The following is a 14,399-nucleotide window of genomic DNA, read 5'->3' as shown; positions in this document are numbered from 1 at the left end:
GGCTAAAGTGAGTTAAATCCTGCACCTAGTGGTGAAACTGTGTCGCATAATTTGCAATTTATGGTTCAAGATGTTGCTTATTTGGATTTTAGTAGTTCATAAATCTTGATTGATTGGCTTGTTGCTTGTATTCTTTCGCGAAAATTTATTCACCTTTAGTGAATACAACTACTAGATTTACATATTCGAGTGATTTTGTATGCGTGAAGCGGAGACGGCACCTATGCCAACAGCTAGCTCAACTAGCCCCCAAAAAAATGTAGCAGCCTGGAAATTTGTTATACCTTCGCTGCTAGGTATCTTCCTATTTATGCTACCGCTGCCTTACGACGGTTCTTACACCATACCGGTGGCTATTTTAGCCAAAGCGTTAGTGGCGGTTTTGGGTGACAGCGCGCTATGGGTATTGGTGGGTTTGATTAGCATTAGCGCTGTAATGTCGACCTATACTTTACTGGCTAAACCCGCTTTTCTAGGTAAAAATGCCTTGCTAACCTCTTTGTTTCAAGTGTCAAAGGCTTGGTACTCAGTAAGAATGCTCGGTTGGCTATTGGTGTTAGTGTGTGCTTTTAAAATAGGCCCTGAAGCCCTGTGGTCTGGTGACACCGGCGGTCTAATTTTAGGTGACTTGCTGCCAACGTTATTAAGCGTGTTTATTTTTGCTGGCTTATTGCTGCCACTATTACTTAACTTTGGTTTACTTGAATTCATTGGCACTTTGCTCACTAAAGTGATGCGCCCGGTATTTGGTTTGCCAGGGCGCAGTGCCGTTGATTCAATGGCATCTTGGCTGGGTGACGGTAGTGTGGGAATACTGTTGACCAATAAACAGTATGAAGAAAAACACTACACTCAACGCGAAGGAGTAGTGATTGCCACTACATTCTCTGCAGTGTCTATTACCTTTAGCTTGGTGGTATTGGCACAGGTAAACCTTGAGCATATGTTTGCCCCATTTTACCTAACGGTTTGTGTTGCGGGTCTTGCTGCCGCAGTGATTGTTCCACGCTTACCGCCTTTGTCTGGTTTTAAAGATCAGTTTATTGATGGCAGTAAACGCCAGCAAGATGATGAAATGATCCCCAGTGGCTACAACAGTTTTACTTGGGGTTGGCAGCAAGCTTTAACCCAAGCTGGTCGCGCTAGCCATCCGAAGCAACTGGTTAAACAAGGCATGCACAACGTACTAGATATGGTGCTTGGTGTGCTGCCAGTCATTATGGCGGTGGGTACAGTAGCTTTAGTTGTGGCTGAGTACACGCCTATCTTTAGCTATTTGGGTAAGCCCTTTATTCCGCTATTAGAACTGCTGCAATTGCCTGAAGCTGCGCGTGCTTCTGAGACGCTAGTGGTGGGGTTTGCTGATATGTTCATCCCATCCATTCTAGCGGCTTCTATTGAAGCCGATATCACTCGCTTTGTTATCGCAGCAGTGTCGGTCACTCAGTTAATTTACTTATCTGAAGTGGGTGCGCTTATTATGGGCAGCCAATTACCGGTTAAATTATGGCAATTGTTCGCTATTTTCTTAATTCGTACGCTGGTGACGTTACCCATTATCAGCTTAATGGCGCATTTGTTCTTTTAAACCCGTTTGCTCGCTAGGCTACTGGCGAGCAGTTTTTACCTAGCTTAGTGGAGATTGTAATGACTTATCGTGCTGCGGTATTTGATATGGACGGTTTGTTACTCGACAGTGAGCGTCTTGCTTATGATACTTTTGCTGCGGCCTGTGGTGACTTAGGTTTAGAGTTTAAAGAGCAAGTTTACCTTGGCATTATTGGTTCTAATGCTGAGAAGATAAAACAGATCATCTGTGCTGGTTATGGTGAACATTTAGCTTACGATGAGTTGCGCGCTTGCTGGTTGGAAAAATACCATGCGGTTATTTTACATAAACCGGTACCGGTTAAAGTCGGCGCTGTTGCGCTACTTAAGTGGTTGCGCTCACAGTCGATTCCCTTGGCTGTAGCTACCTCATCGAATCGCCACGCTGCCGAAACTAAATTAGCAAACGCAGGCTTAATCGACTTCTTTGACAGCATTTCTTCAGGCTGCGAAGTGACTTATAGCAAACCCCACCCTGAGATATTTTTAACGGCGGCCAATGCCTTAGATATTCAAGCCAAAGATTGTTTAGCCTTTGAAGATTCAGACAATGGTGTAAGAGCAGCTGTAGCAGCGGGTATGCGGGTTTATCAAATTCCAGACCTGATACCACCTAGCGAGCAGCTTAAACAGTTAGGTCATCAAATTCGACCTTCTTTGCATGAAGTATTAAGCGAATTACGTTAGCAGCGTTTTTTTGACGCCAAGTGCTGGCATTGTTTTTGCTCATTAGTGATTATTAGGATCAGTGATGAGCAACTTATGATAGAAATTCAAATTAGTAACAATGTGCAAGCAAGCTTGCCACGAGAGTTACCTTCCCTAGAAAATGCCTCCGTTCGCCATAGCTGGAGTGCGCATTCTTTTGCAGTTGGCTCGCATGAATGTTTAGCAGTGTTAGAGCGCGCCAGCGGTTACGTGATGTTGTTTTTTGATTTACACCAAGATGATTACCAAAACTTTTCTCGCGTATGGCAGTTACGAGTATTAACCGAAGCTATCGCCGTTGCTGATTTACAAGACGAAGAAGTGGACGCCTTAAAACAAAATATGTTGGCTGACTTTCAGAATGTGTTGGTAACCGACGGGGTAAATCACCCGGTAGCGCCGCAATTAGAGAAGGTTAAGGCTTTAGTACTGGCCATGGCTAAACGAGAAGCCAAGGTGCCTAACCAACAAATGGAAGAGTTTCGTTGGGGAGTCATTTTAAACGATTACGCCCAGCGCCAAACTGGCATTAGCCCATATCAAAAAATGCAGCAGCAATGGCAAGCAATGGCGGCTTCGGCTCAGCTTAGCCAACTGACTGCTGCACCAGTTCCTAGCCCAGTATTGCACTAGTTAAAAATTAGTCAAAATACTTGCGGCGAGTCATTATTTACTGCTTAATCAGTTCTTTAGCCTAATGGTTGAGCAGTAAATTGGCCTTACCTTCCTCACAAAATTCTCAGCTCTATGTGGGCCTGCTAAGCTCGGTAGCCGCCTCCTGCATGTTTGCTTTTTTACCTTGGTATATCCATCAATTTCCCCTAGAGCCAAATAGTGGTAACTGGTTAGCTGCGCAACGTATTGTATGGAGTTGTTTATTGATGCTGATTGGCTTAGGCCTAATGAAGCAACTTCCTTTGATCGTAAGCCAATTGGTTAATGTTAAAGCTTGGCCACGATTGATGGTCGCCTCAATATTAGTGGGTTTGCAATTCTGGCTATTTATTTGGGCACCAGCCAACGGGCAAACATTGCCAGTTGCATTGGGCTACTTTTCTTTGCCGTTGGTATTGGTGTTGGTAGGACGATTTGTTTACCAAGAGCGACTCAGTCGCGTTCAGTGGGTGGCCGTATGTGTAGCTGGGTTAGGGGTTGCTTATGCTTATCTAATGGCTGATGGCTTATCATGGGTCGTGTTGCTGGTAGCATTTGGATACCCCTTATATTTTATGTTACGACGTAAGTATCCGCTGCCAAGCCATATCGCATTCACCGTAGATAACTTATTGTTGTTGCCACTGGCGATTGTGTATCTGTTGTTCAGTGACGGTGTAAGCGTTGAACAAAGCCAAATAGTCAGCTTTTATAATCACTACCCTTGGCTCTATTATTTTGGTTTAGGTATTGCTGGTACAGTGCCTATGCTGTTGTTTTTATTGGCATCTAACCACTTACCGCTTAGCTTGTTTGGCTTAATGGGCTATTTAGAACCAGTTTTGGTGTTTAGTGTAGGCTGGCTATTGGGAGAGCGTTTATCTGCCGAGCAATGGCCAACCTATATATTGATAGTGTTGGCCTTACTGTTATTGGCAATTGATGGCAGTAGAAGAGGATTTAAACGTAAAGCTAGTGTAAGTTTAAACTAACCGTAATAGGACGGTGATCTCCGCCCATTGACTCCAATACCATTGCTCGAGTTATTTCAAAATGTTCCGAGGCCAGTAGGTGGTCGATTCTTGCGCCATGCCATGAGGTATATTTGGTGTAATTTACGCCGCTACCAGCAATATCAATTGCATTGTTTAATTCTGCTAAATGGCGCTGATAGATATTTTCATAGGTGGTCATATTGAAATCACCAGCGGCGATAAAGTTAGCCTGTTGCTTGGCCCATGATGCCAACAATGAAGCTTGCATGTTGCGGGCAAAGTGCAGATTGGCAAATTCTTCAGCGGCGACACTTCGGTGTATCAAGGCATTAATCGTAGGGCGTGGGGTATCCATGTGGATGTTGGCAAGTTGCAGTGTGGTATCGCCAATTTGAGTTTGGTAAAAAACCGCAAATTTCCCCCAACCGCCAAAGGTCTCTCGTGACAAACTCCCCTGATGCTCAATTGGGGTTCTACTCACTGTACACAGGTGATCACAATGGCTAAACCAGCTGTCATCAAAGATTTGCTCAACGCGTTCGGGTTTTGACTCCTGCATAAACACAATATCTGGTTGCAGCTGAGCCACCAATGTTCGAATCTGTTCTGAACTGGCCCCATTACCGTTGTTTAAAGACAACACGGTAAATTCGCCAGCGCTTTGATTAGGCAGTGCGAGCTGTAAATCTTGAAACTGAACAAAAATTACCGCGCAAAGTGCCCAAGACAAATATTGCCACTTGGTCATTATGCTTAAGAACACGACTGGACTTAACAATACTAAAATCGCCCACCAGCGGGGTGAGAACAACATTAAGTAACTGAGCGAGATACCCCAAGTGGTATCGGGCAAATATTTCAAAATGAGGATCAGTGTTGCCAGCAGAAAACTGATAAGAGAAAGTATAATGGATGATGCTTTTAGCAGTTTATTCATGGGCTTACAGAGACTGTCCTTAGTCGTACGAGATGCTGTAATTATTGTTGCACGAGGAAAGTCAAAATATAGCAAAAACACCTCGTTTAAGCGTAATAAAACTCGATTAGTATTATCAACCACTAAAACGTAAACAATATGTAACAGTTAGTGAAGAGCCTTTTTGCTGTTATTGGCATATTTGTTAAAAACCAGGTTGATTTAAAATGGTATCTAAGCAAGGATCTGTAGCAGAAATAGAGTTCGATATTAAGAACTTAAGCTTAAAAAAACCAAGGTGGGTGTTTTGCTTCAACTGTTGTTGATTTTGTTTGGTGCGGTGGTGCTGTTTTTTAATCGGCGTGATAACAACGAGCGCACATGGCTACGCTTGCCAACACTAAAAGATTACCAGCAGCGCTACCCAGAAAAGGTGGAGAGCGAAACCACTATTCGTTGTATTCATTGTAATAGCAACCAAACTTGGGAATACGGCTTAGAAAGCTTAATGGATTACCGCCGAGAATGTGTTTGTTTAGAGTGTGGCCACCGTTTGTGGCGTAATGAACAAGAGAGCCTAGCCGTACAACAAACCAAGTGTGTTAGTGCTTCTTAAACCTGCCACGTAAACCGAGCGGTATATTCAACTCGGCTTACCGCTTTACTCATTTCTTAGTATGCTCAAAAATACTGGTGAATAGAACAAGCATTGGCGCTCTATTCTCCGCTCAAATATTTATATCGCTTGCCTTGGTACTTAATCCCTAATTACCCACTTTCACTCAATGGTGACTTCAGCAGAGGAAAACTGACTCGGCCAGGTTTGATTACGGCCAGCTTGTTTAGCTTGATACAAGGCCATATCTGCACGTTGAATCCAATCGTCGATACTTTCACCATCTTTAATCACCGAAATTCCGGCACTAAAGCTAACGCTTAATTGCTCTGGCGCTATTATCTTGGCGATGGTACTCACCAGCTTCTCGCTGGTTTTGTAAGCCATGTCAAAGTCAGCATCGTGAAAAAGAATTAAGAACTCTTCCCCTCCATAACGAAATACTCGGTCGTTGACTCGAGTATTCTGCTGCAGAAAATGAGCAAACCACACCAGTACTTGATCCCCTACATTGTGCCCTAGTTGATCGTTCACTTGTTTAAAGTGGTCTAAATCTAATAACACAATCGCTGCTTTAATGCCGCTGCGCTTATCTTGCTGTTTTGCCTTTAATAGTTCATCGAATAGGGCTCTGCGGTTGTAACAGCGAGTGAGCGAATCTTTAAAGGCGAGATCTTTTAGCTCGTTATGTTGTTTAACCAACACCCTTGCTAAGCCCCAAGCGAATATGTGGGTAGCAAGGATCCCGATGCCAAAACGTATACCTTGATGAATACCCAGATGGTTAACCCCAAGTACAACCGCCACAATACTCACTGCTAACACTAAGCGTTCCGCCACCTTTAACGGTAGGTGAATAAAACAAGCAAGAATTAACGGCGGGACAAAAAATTCACCATGCATATCATGGCGGGTTAGTGCTAATAACACTGGCGGAATTGCTAGCAGCAAAAACCATACATCGGCTATTTTGTAACTCTGTGAGTCTGGTTGAGTGAATAATAAAAACAATGAAACCAAAATGGCAAATGTGCAGGGAAGAACCACTAAGCCATACCAAAAAGTGCCACCAAAAAGGTGAACGTAAGAGAAATAAATACAAGGAATTAAACCGGCCAAGTGCATAACAAGGCTCATTTTTCTTTCTGTAAATTCTGCTGGAGACCAGTCAGACACCATAGTGTGAAACCTTTGCCAAACTGCAAATTGATGAGAAGGGAACAACTTAACTTATGTTATTAAAAGTAAACTCTTTTTGTGCGTTTCGTCAAATAATTAGTGAGGATTATTGCGGTTTAGCGCGCAGGGTTCTGGTGCCTTTTAGTTGGCTAAAGGCTTGCTCTAGAATGAGAGAAATAAACGCTTGTAAGGGAGTGCTGGTTCGCAGGTTAGTTGAGTAAGCAGCGTACATAGGTCGCCATAGTGCTTGTTTAAACGATCGTAGGCTAATGAATTGCTGGGCCGCATAATGCTCCACAGCCCAATAAGGCATGGCTGCCACTCCCATTCCTGCTGCAACCATTTGTAACAGCATGGCGGGGTTGTCGGCATGTTTCCATTGCCTAGGTTCAATGTTGGCGGGCGCGAGTATGTGTTGGTGTAGGTCTAATCGTTGCAGCGCCACTGGGTAGCTAATGACCGTTTCACCGGCTAAGTCTGCAGCTTGAATGCTTTGGCGCTGACTTAAACGATGCTGCGGAGGGCAAATTAATACCATTTCATATTCAAATAAGGCCTGATAATGAATCTGCTGATCTACTTTCACATTGGAGGTGAGGAGTAAATCTGCTTCACCACTTTGCAACAGCGGCAATCCGTTGTAGTCCTTATCTTGGCAGAAGCTACTGCTAACCTGCGGCCAGGTTTGTTGAAATTGCTGCAAGCTAGGCAGTAACCACTGAAAGCAAGCGTGACAATCTACACTAATGTTCAATCGACTCTGTTGCTGATGAGAGTGTAAGAGTGTTTGCTCCGCTTTTTCTATTAGCGGCAATACTTGTGTGGCAAGGGATAACAATTGGCAGCCTTGCTCGGTAAGCGCCAAAGGTTGCTGTTTTCTTACGACTAAGCTGGCTCCAATGCGCTGCTCAATATCTTTTAGCTGATGAGATAACGCAGAATCAGTAATAAACAGCTTAGCGGCCGCTGCTTTTAGTGAAGAGCTATTGGCAATAGCTTTAATACTGCGTAAGTGTTTTAACTCTAACATGTGTGCCTTGCCCTCCATTTCTTAACACTAAGTTGCTAGCTTAAGCATGGCTACTCAGCTTGTATAGCGTGAGGCTTAGTTACTTAGGCAATCATGAATAATATTCAATTTTGCAAATAAGTTGTTGGCTTTCAAGCCTTGCTAATTTGGGTATGAGATTGATGGTGTTGAATAAACTTCAATTTCACTTGATAGCTTTTCAATTGTATTGCTTGGTTCGACTAGTCACTATGGATTTATATACATCTAGACGGCTAAAAGGATTATTGAAATGAGCATTACACACGTATTGGGTTATCCGCGAATTGGTAAGCATCGAGAGCTAAAGTTTGCCTTAGAAAGTTACTGGCGCGGTGAGTCATCGCAGCAGCAACTACTTGAAGTAGGCAAAACAATTCGCCAACAAAATTGGCAAGCCCAGCAAGACAGTGGTCAGGCTTGGGTAACAGTAGGTGACTTTGCTTGGTACGACCAAGTGCTGAATACTTCACTGCTATTAGGCAATGTGCCGAAGCGTCACCAGTCAGATGAAATTACCTTAGACAGCACATTTGCAGTGGCTCGTGGCCAGCAAGGTTGTGGTTGTAACCATGCTGCGTCTGACATGAGTAAATGGTTTAACACTAACTACCACTACATTGTTCCTGAGTTTTCTGAAAAGACCGAATTTAGCTTACAGTGGCAACAATTGTTTGATGAAATTAAAGAAGCACTAGCCTTAGGGCACGAAGTTAAACCCGTTATTCTTGGCCCTGTATCGTATTTATACCTAGGTAAAAATGATGATGCTGCAGAAGATGGTTTTCAACGTATCTCTTTGCTTCCACAATTGCTTACCGTTTATCGCGAGATTTTCCAAAAAATCGCTGATTTAGGCATTGAGTGGGTGCAAGTTGATGAGCCAGTGCTTGGTTTGGAGCTAGAGCCGCAGTGGCAAGCAGCCTTGCTAGACGCCTACAGCACGCGCATAAGCTCTAGTAAGTTACTTCTTACCAGCTACTTTGCCGATGTGCTTTATAACGCTGAAGTAATTAAACAGTTGGCCGTAGACGGTTTACACCTAGATTTAAGTGCTGCACCAGAGCAATTGGAGCAAGTGCTCACTTGGCTGCCAGAGCATTGGGTGCTGTCGGCTGGCGTAGTTAATGGTCGCAATGTATGGCGCGCTAACTTACCGCAGCTTATCGAGCAATATAGTTCATTGAAAGTGCGCTTAGGTGAACGTTTGTGGTTTGCTTCATCATGTTCGTTACTGCACAGCCCGCTTGATTTAGAAAGTGAAACAGATTTAGGCGATGCAAAATTCCGCTTAGCCTTTGCAGAGCAAAAACTAACAGAGCTACAAATATTGGATGAAGCCTTAAATGGTGACGCTGATACCTTACGTTTATCGCGTCAATACAGTGCTGCTTTACAATCGCTTAGTAATCAGAAAAATACAGAACTACAGCAGCGTATAGAACAGCTGGCGCCGGCACAGCGCGAGCGTAAGTTAGCGTTTACTCAGCGCCAAGCTATTCAGCAACAAAGCTTGCAGCTGCCACCACTGCCAACTACTACGATTGGTTCGTTTCCGCAAACCAATGAAATTCGCCGTCAACGTCGTGAATACAAAGCTGGTGAGTTAAGCCAAGTGGATTACGATGCCGCGTTAGCGAAACACATTGCCGATGCTATTGAGCGCCAAGAAAAGTTAGGCCTAGATGTATTAGTGCATGGCGAAGCTGAGCGAAATGACATGGTGGAATACTTTGCCGAGTTATTAGATGGCTTTATCGCTAGCCGTTTTGGCTGGGTGCAAAGCTACGGTTCACGCTGTGTAAAACCTGCAATTATTGTTGATGATATCGAGCGTTCTAAACCATTAACGCTTGAGTGGACCAACTACGCCCAGTCACTCACCAACAAGCCAGTAAAAGGCATGCTTACAGGGCCGGTAACCATTCTTACTTGGAGCTTTGCTCGAGAAGATATTAGCCGGGCAGAAATTGCTGAACAAATAGCATTGGCTTTGAATGATGAAGTGGCTGAGCTGCAACAAGCAGGTATTCAGGTTATTCAAATTGATGAGCCTGCTATTCGCGAAGGCATGCCGCTTAAGCGCAGCGAATGGCAGCACTATCTAGATTGGGCAGTATCAGCCTTTAAATTGTCTGCAGCCAGCGCTCAACCTGAAACCCAGATCCATACGCATATGTGTTACAGCGAGTTTAACGACATTATGCCCTCCGTTGCAGCACTAGATGCCGATGTATTAACCATTGAAACCTCACGTTCGGCAATGAGCTTGCTACAGGCTTTTGAGCACTTTGAGTACCCCAATGAAATTGGTCCAGGCGTTTACGATATTCACTCGCCAAATATTCCAAGCATTGCAGATATAAAAGGCTTAATCGATAAAGCCGCCGAGTGGATCCCTCATCAGCGTTTATGGGTAAATCCAGATTGTGGCCTTAAAACCCGTAACTGGGAAGAAACCGAAGCTGCCCTTAAAAACATGGTGTTAGCGACTAAAGAGTTACGCGCTAGCTTAGTATAACTTTAGCGTTGCAGAGCAATAGCCCCTTTAAATTAGGGGCTATTCTGCCCATGACTCAACACCAGTTTGCGCCTACACTAGAAGCTATCCAATCGTGTTGCGAGTTTCTATGCCAAAGGCCAAGTTTGTTTCCGGTGATATTTTTCGCCACATAGTGGTGATGTCTTCAACCAATGCTATTGGTTTAACTGCTCTTTTTCTCGTTGATTTGGCCGATCTATTTTTCATCAGTTTACTGGGTGAAGCAGAGCTGGCCGCTGCGGTAGGTTACGCTGGAACTATCGCATTTTTTACTACCTCTATTTCCATTGGTTTATCCATTGCTATGACCGCGCTAGTCTCTAAGGCCATTGGTCAGCAAGACAAAGCTAGAGCTAGGCAACTGGTCACCAATATTCTGTTTACGGGCTTTATTATTAGCGCATCCTTTGCCGCTTTGGTGTGGTATTTCGCTCCTGAATTATTAAGCCTTATTGGTGCTAAAGCGCGTACCCATGAGCTGGCTATAACCTATATTCGTATTTTGCTGCCTTCATTGCCGATACTGGGTTTAGCCATGAGCGCAGGCGCTGCGTTGCGCTCGGTGGGCGATGCCAAGCGAGCCATGTGGTCTACTTTGGCCGGTGGAGGTGTGAATGCCGTTCTTGACCCTATTTTTATTTTTGCCCTTGGTTTAGGTTTACCAGGAGCGGCTATTGCGTCTGTTATCGCTCGTTTTGTGGTGGCTGGTGTCGCGCTATATGGCGTGGTATACGAGCATAATCTGTTCGCTCGATTCAGTGGACAAAGGTTGTTGGAAGACTTACGCGGTATTTTAAAAGTAGCCGGTCCTGCGATGATGACCAATGTAGCAACGCCGCTCGGAAATGCTTATGTTACTGCCGCGATTGCGGCTTTTGGCGATGCTTACGTCGCTGGTTGGGCAGTGGTTGGGCGGATCATGCCGGTGGCCTTTGGGATGATTTTCTCCTTATCTGGCGCTATAGGCCCGATAGTCGGACAAAACTTTGGTGCCCATTATTACGATCGCGTTCGTGAAGCACTGAGTAAGGCTTTGTGGTTTAACGGTGGCTTTGTGGTCGTGGTATCTCTGCTTATGTTAGTGGGCCAAAACCATATCATTAGGGTATTTGGTGTAGGCGGGGAAGCCGCCACAGTGATAGCCTTCTTTTGTACGTGGATTAGCTTTAGTTTTGTATTTAACGGGGCCATGTTTGTGGCCAACGCCGCCTTTAATAACCTAGGTTATCCCAGCACATCTACCATGCTAAATTTTGGTAAAGCAACTTTAGGCACCATGCCGTTTGTATATTTAGGCGGGGAGTGGTTTGGCCCATTGGGTGTGCTGGGTGGGCAAGCTTTAGGTACCGTTGTGTTTGGCTTGTTGGCCTTAAGAATGGCGTTTTACGTGGTAGGTAAAGTGACCGATAAACATCAATCTCACCTTACAGAGCAAGAGCAAGCTATGGAGCCAAGTGTGCCGCTTACGCCATTTTGTTCCAGCCGAGCCTATATGTGCGCCGAAGCGGAAGTGGACAATTTAAGCAACGGCGAAGCTGAACCTGCGCAAGCCAAGTCTTAAGCTGCCGAAGCGGGTCGCCCATCAAAGCGATCACCCAATAGGTTTAGCAATTCAGCATGGCCTTCAATAACCGCCACAATGATTTTCCCTTGCTTGTATTTAGCGCTGATCATTACCCGGCCTTGCTGGGTTTTTACTTGATCTTTAAGCACCAGTGATTGTAGCTGATAGGGTTTATCTTCAGGGTAAAATAGCAGGGTCACTTCACTTAAGCTGACTGATGGAGTGTTCATCTTTATGCCCTTTAATATGTTACTCATACAAATAACGGTAGCAGGCTACTGATAGATCACTGCATTTTGTTGTCAGGCTTAATATGCAGCCTGTAAACAATCGTTGACTTCTAAAGCTAGCTCGCTAATCTGGCTGAAAAAAGGGGAAACGAATGACGTCTCAAACCTCAGCAAGCATGCTGTTATTCGATTTAGACGATACCTTGGTTGATGATGCCATCGCCACTGAGACTGCGGCTAAAGCGCTGTTTACACACTACCAACCAGAGCTCGAAGCTGAAGCAATGAGCCATTGGCGTCGCGCGCTTAAACAGCATTATCCCGCTTTTTTGCAGGGCCAGTTAAGTGCTGCAGAAATGCGCCAAGCGCGCGCCCGCGAAGCCTTACAAAAACCTGAATTAAGCGATAAGCAAGCTGAAGACGCTTTTGAGTATTTTATGCAGCAATATATAGCTGCCACTCAGCTTTACCCCGATACTTTAGTTTGTTTAGACAAATTGCGTCAGCAAGGGTGGCGATTAGCATTGGTCTCGAACGGCCCAGAAGATATGCAGCAGCGTAAGGTTAGAGCGGCTGGTCTTACTCATTATTTTGAGTTCGTGTTAACCGCCGAAGCGGCCGGTTCCGCTAAACCTGATCCCGCCATTTTTGATAAAGCCCTCGCTATGGCCAAGCTTTCTGCCAAAGATTGCTGTTATGTGGGGGATAATTTTAAAAATGACGCTCAAGGGGCTGAAGCAGCGGGCCTTACTAGTGTATGGTTACAGCGCCAGGTCGCTGGTGAAGTAGTTGCTCAACCTTTTGATAATGTGACTTGGCAAATTTCGGGTCTTTCTCAATTATTGGAATGTGTTCGCTTGGCGTAGCGCTGGCGCAAATAGGTTTAAGAGGTGGTTTTGTATTTAACGCTAGGGAAATGGCTAAAGGAGTACCATGGCAGTTAGTGGTTTGTGGGATTGGTTAGCTGACAGTGTTCATTTCTACCGTCGGCACTTTATGGCTATTGCCTTAATGGTGTTGCCTTTCGCAATCCCCTTTGCGGCAATTCAAAGTATGTATGTACAGAACTTACCCGAAGAGTCGGCGATTAATTATTGGATGTTTGTTGGCTTGGGCTTGTTAATGCAGCCAATCTACCAAGGCGCAATCATTCTTTATATGCGCAGCCACATTAAGCAACAGGCGTGGTCGATTAGTCGTTGCTTTGAAGCAGCCTTGAGCATCTGGCCCAGTTTATTTCTAGTGATAGCCATGACTTTTAGCTTAGTGATGTTAGGGCTGAGTTTTTTTGTTTTGCCGGGCATTGTTATCGCCAGCCGTTTAATTGTGGCCGACTTGCACTGCGTATTACATAGAACTACACCGCTGCAAGCGATTAGTGCCAGTTGGAAACAAACCGAAGAATATAAGTGGCCACTATTAGCTGGTGTGATTATCGTGGCTGGAGTCACTATGATTCCTGTATGGGGCGTTCACCGTTGGTTGTTGGCGCAGCAAGCCAGTGAACTACTGGTGTTTAGTAACCGAGTGCTAGGACAAATACTTGAAGCGTTCTTTCTAGTATTTGCTTATCGGGCTTATAGTGCGATGAACAGTGAGAGTGAGGCCAGCTAACATCAGCATTCAGCCTTTAACGCTGGCGATTTACCCAGATCCTGTGCTTAAACAAGTAGCTGGCGCTGTGCATTTTCCCTTAAGTGAGCAAGAACTCGCATGGGTAGAACGTTTACGTTTTACTATGTTAGAAGCTCAAGGTGTAGGTATAGCCGCGCCGCAAGCAGGAAAGTCGTGGCAGTTAATGATTGTGGCTAGTAAGGCAAATCAGCGTTATCCAGATGCCCCAAACCTGCCGGCCTTTGAAATTTGTAACCCTAAGATTGTAGCGTATAGTGAACAGCAAGAGCTGGGTTGGGAGGGGTGCTTAAGTGTGCCAGGTAAGCGGGCAAAGATTGCTCGGGCTAGCGAAATTATGCTGCGTTATCAAAACGTGCAAGGCGAGTATTTAGAAGCGCGCTATAGTGGTTTTGTTGCTAGGATCATTCAACACGAGTATGACCACTTACAAGGTATTTGTATTGTTGAACGGGTACCTGATGCGGCGTGCCTTATCTCTGAACAAGACTACCAGCAACAGTTTATGCCGCAGTAAATTGCTGGTTTGCTTGTAAGGTATAACCTGCAAGTGCCAAGCGCTGTACTAATTGGTTTTGGTTGAGCTCGTAAAAATGGCATAACTCCTCAAAGCTCGAAAAGTCATTTCTCACCTGCATGTTAATAATGCTCAGTAAGATATTAATATCCATTGTTTGTACACGGTTTTGGTCTAACATTTATCCGCT

General features: G+C 44.8%; 15 protein-coding genes. 10 read left to right on the top strand and 5 right to left on the bottom strand.

Annotated features, from left to right (window positions below):
- The first annotated feature begins 223 nt into the window (after positions 1 to 223).
- The 4 genes from ACLD71_RS00850 (at position 224) to rarD (ending at position 3,962) form a co-directional block, all read left to right on the top strand.
- Positions 224 to 1,588, top strand: a complete 1,365-nt coding sequence (locus ACLD71_RS00850) for a YjiH family protein (RefSeq protein ID WP_235836240.1) — start codon at positions 224 to 226, stop codon at positions 1,586 to 1,588.
- A gap of 59 nt (positions 1,589 to 1,647) precedes the next feature.
- On the top strand, positions 1,648 to 2,295 hold the full coding sequence (locus ACLD71_RS00845) for an HAD family hydrolase (protein ID WP_411992441.1): 648 nt from the start codon (positions 1,648 to 1,650) through the stop codon (positions 2,293 to 2,295).
- A gap of 75 nt (positions 2,296 to 2,370) precedes the next feature.
- Positions 2,371 to 2,949, top strand: a complete 579-nt coding sequence (locus ACLD71_RS00840; protein WP_411992439.1) for a hypothetical protein — start codon at positions 2,371 to 2,373, stop codon at positions 2,947 to 2,949.
- Positions 2,950 to 3,065: 116 nt separating this feature from the next.
- A complete protein-coding gene (gene rarD, locus ACLD71_RS00835; RefSeq protein WP_411994816.1) occupies positions 3,066 to 3,962 on the top strand; it encodes an EamA family transporter RarD in 897 nt (298 codons plus the stop codon).
- Here rarD and ACLD71_RS00830 read toward each other — a convergent pair.
- Complete coding sequence (locus ACLD71_RS00830; RefSeq protein ID WP_411992437.1) at positions 3,943 to 4,827, bottom strand: endonuclease/exonuclease/phosphatase family protein; 885 nt, start codon at positions 4,825 to 4,827, stop codon at positions 3,943 to 3,945. The genes rarD and ACLD71_RS00830 overlap by 20 nt on opposite strands.
- A 361-nt stretch (positions 4,828 to 5,188) precedes the next feature.
- On the opposite strand from ACLD71_RS00830, the gene ACLD71_RS00825 reads away from it, so the two are divergent.
- Positions 5,189 to 5,497 carry a hypothetical protein gene (locus ACLD71_RS00825; protein ID WP_411992435.1) on the top strand — a complete coding sequence of 103 codons (309 nt, stop codon included), beginning with the start codon at positions 5,189 to 5,191 and terminating at the stop codon, positions 5,495 to 5,497.
- A 162-nt stretch (positions 5,498 to 5,659) separates the two neighbouring features.
- Here ACLD71_RS00825 and ACLD71_RS00820 read toward each other — a convergent pair whose 3' ends face one another.
- Positions 5,660 to 6,676, bottom strand: a complete 1,017-nt coding sequence (locus ACLD71_RS00820; RefSeq protein ID WP_411992433.1) for a GGDEF domain-containing protein — start codon at positions 6,674 to 6,676, stop codon at positions 5,660 to 5,662.
- Positions 6,677 to 6,782: 106 nt separating this feature from the next.
- On the bottom strand, positions 6,783 to 7,706 hold the full coding sequence (locus tag ACLD71_RS00815; RefSeq protein ID WP_411992431.1) for a LysR substrate-binding domain-containing protein: 924 nt from the start codon (positions 7,704 to 7,706) through the stop codon (positions 6,783 to 6,785).
- A gap of 271 nt (positions 7,707 to 7,977) precedes the next feature.
- Here ACLD71_RS00815 and metE point away from each other — a divergent pair, with 271 nt between their 5' ends.
- Both metE and ACLD71_RS00805 read left to right on the top strand, forming a co-directional pair.
- The gene (metE, locus tag ACLD71_RS00810) at positions 7,978 to 10,245 is read left to right on the top strand and encodes a 5-methyltetrahydropteroyltriglutamate--homocysteine S-methyltransferase (protein WP_411992429.1); all 2,268 of its coding nucleotides are present in this window, start codon (positions 7,978 to 7,980) and stop codon (positions 10,243 to 10,245) included.
- A 109-nt stretch (positions 10,246 to 10,354) separates the two neighbouring features.
- Entirely contained in the window at positions 10,355 to 11,827 is a 1,473-nt protein-coding gene (locus tag ACLD71_RS00805) for an MATE family efflux transporter (RefSeq protein ID WP_411992427.1), read from the top strand.
- On the opposite strand, the gene ACLD71_RS00800 is transcribed toward ACLD71_RS00805, so the two are convergent.
- Positions 11,824 to 12,060 carry a DUF2375 family protein gene (locus tag ACLD71_RS00800; protein ID WP_161985179.1) on the bottom strand — a complete coding sequence of 79 codons (237 nt, stop codon included), beginning with the start codon at positions 12,058 to 12,060 and terminating at the stop codon, positions 11,824 to 11,826. The two genes, ACLD71_RS00805 and ACLD71_RS00800, sit on opposite strands and share 4 nt — an antisense overlap.
- Positions 12,061 to 12,212: 152 nt before the next feature.
- Between ACLD71_RS00800 and ACLD71_RS00795 the strand changes: the two genes are divergently transcribed.
- The 3 genes from ACLD71_RS00795 (at position 12,213) to def (ending at position 14,209) form a co-directional block, all read left to right on the top strand.
- Positions 12,213 to 12,926: an HAD family hydrolase gene (locus tag ACLD71_RS00795; protein ID WP_137674208.1), complete on the top strand. Its 714-nt coding sequence runs from the start codon at positions 12,213 to 12,215 to the stop codon at positions 12,924 to 12,926.
- A 67-nt stretch (positions 12,927 to 12,993) separates the two neighbouring features.
- A complete protein-coding gene (locus tag ACLD71_RS00790) occupies positions 12,994 to 13,674 on the top strand; it encodes a hypothetical protein (RefSeq protein ID WP_411992424.1) in 681 nt (226 codons plus the stop codon).
- Positions 13,661 to 14,209 carry a peptide deformylase gene (def, locus tag ACLD71_RS00785; RefSeq protein WP_411992422.1) on the top strand — a complete coding sequence of 183 codons (549 nt, stop codon included), beginning with the start codon at positions 13,661 to 13,663 and terminating at the stop codon, positions 14,207 to 14,209. Before ACLD71_RS00790 ends, def begins: the two co-directional genes overlap by 14 nt.
- On the opposite strand, the gene ACLD71_RS00780 is transcribed toward def, so the two are convergent.
- On the bottom strand, positions 14,196 to 14,390 hold the full coding sequence (locus ACLD71_RS00780) for a DUF4250 domain-containing protein (RefSeq protein ID WP_137674205.1): 195 nt from the start codon (positions 14,388 to 14,390) through the stop codon (positions 14,196 to 14,198). The two genes, def and ACLD71_RS00780, sit on opposite strands and share 14 nt — an antisense overlap.
- Between the last annotated feature and the right edge of the window lie 9 nt (positions 14,391 to 14,399).

Source organism: Agarivorans sp. DSG3-1 (assembly GCF_046774965.1).
Taxonomy (GTDB): domain Bacteria; phylum Pseudomonadota; class Gammaproteobacteria; order Enterobacterales; family Celerinatantimonadaceae; genus Agarivorans.
The sequence above is the reverse complement of the archived record's forward strand: the minus strand, read 5'-3'. Positions and strand labels throughout refer to the sequence as shown.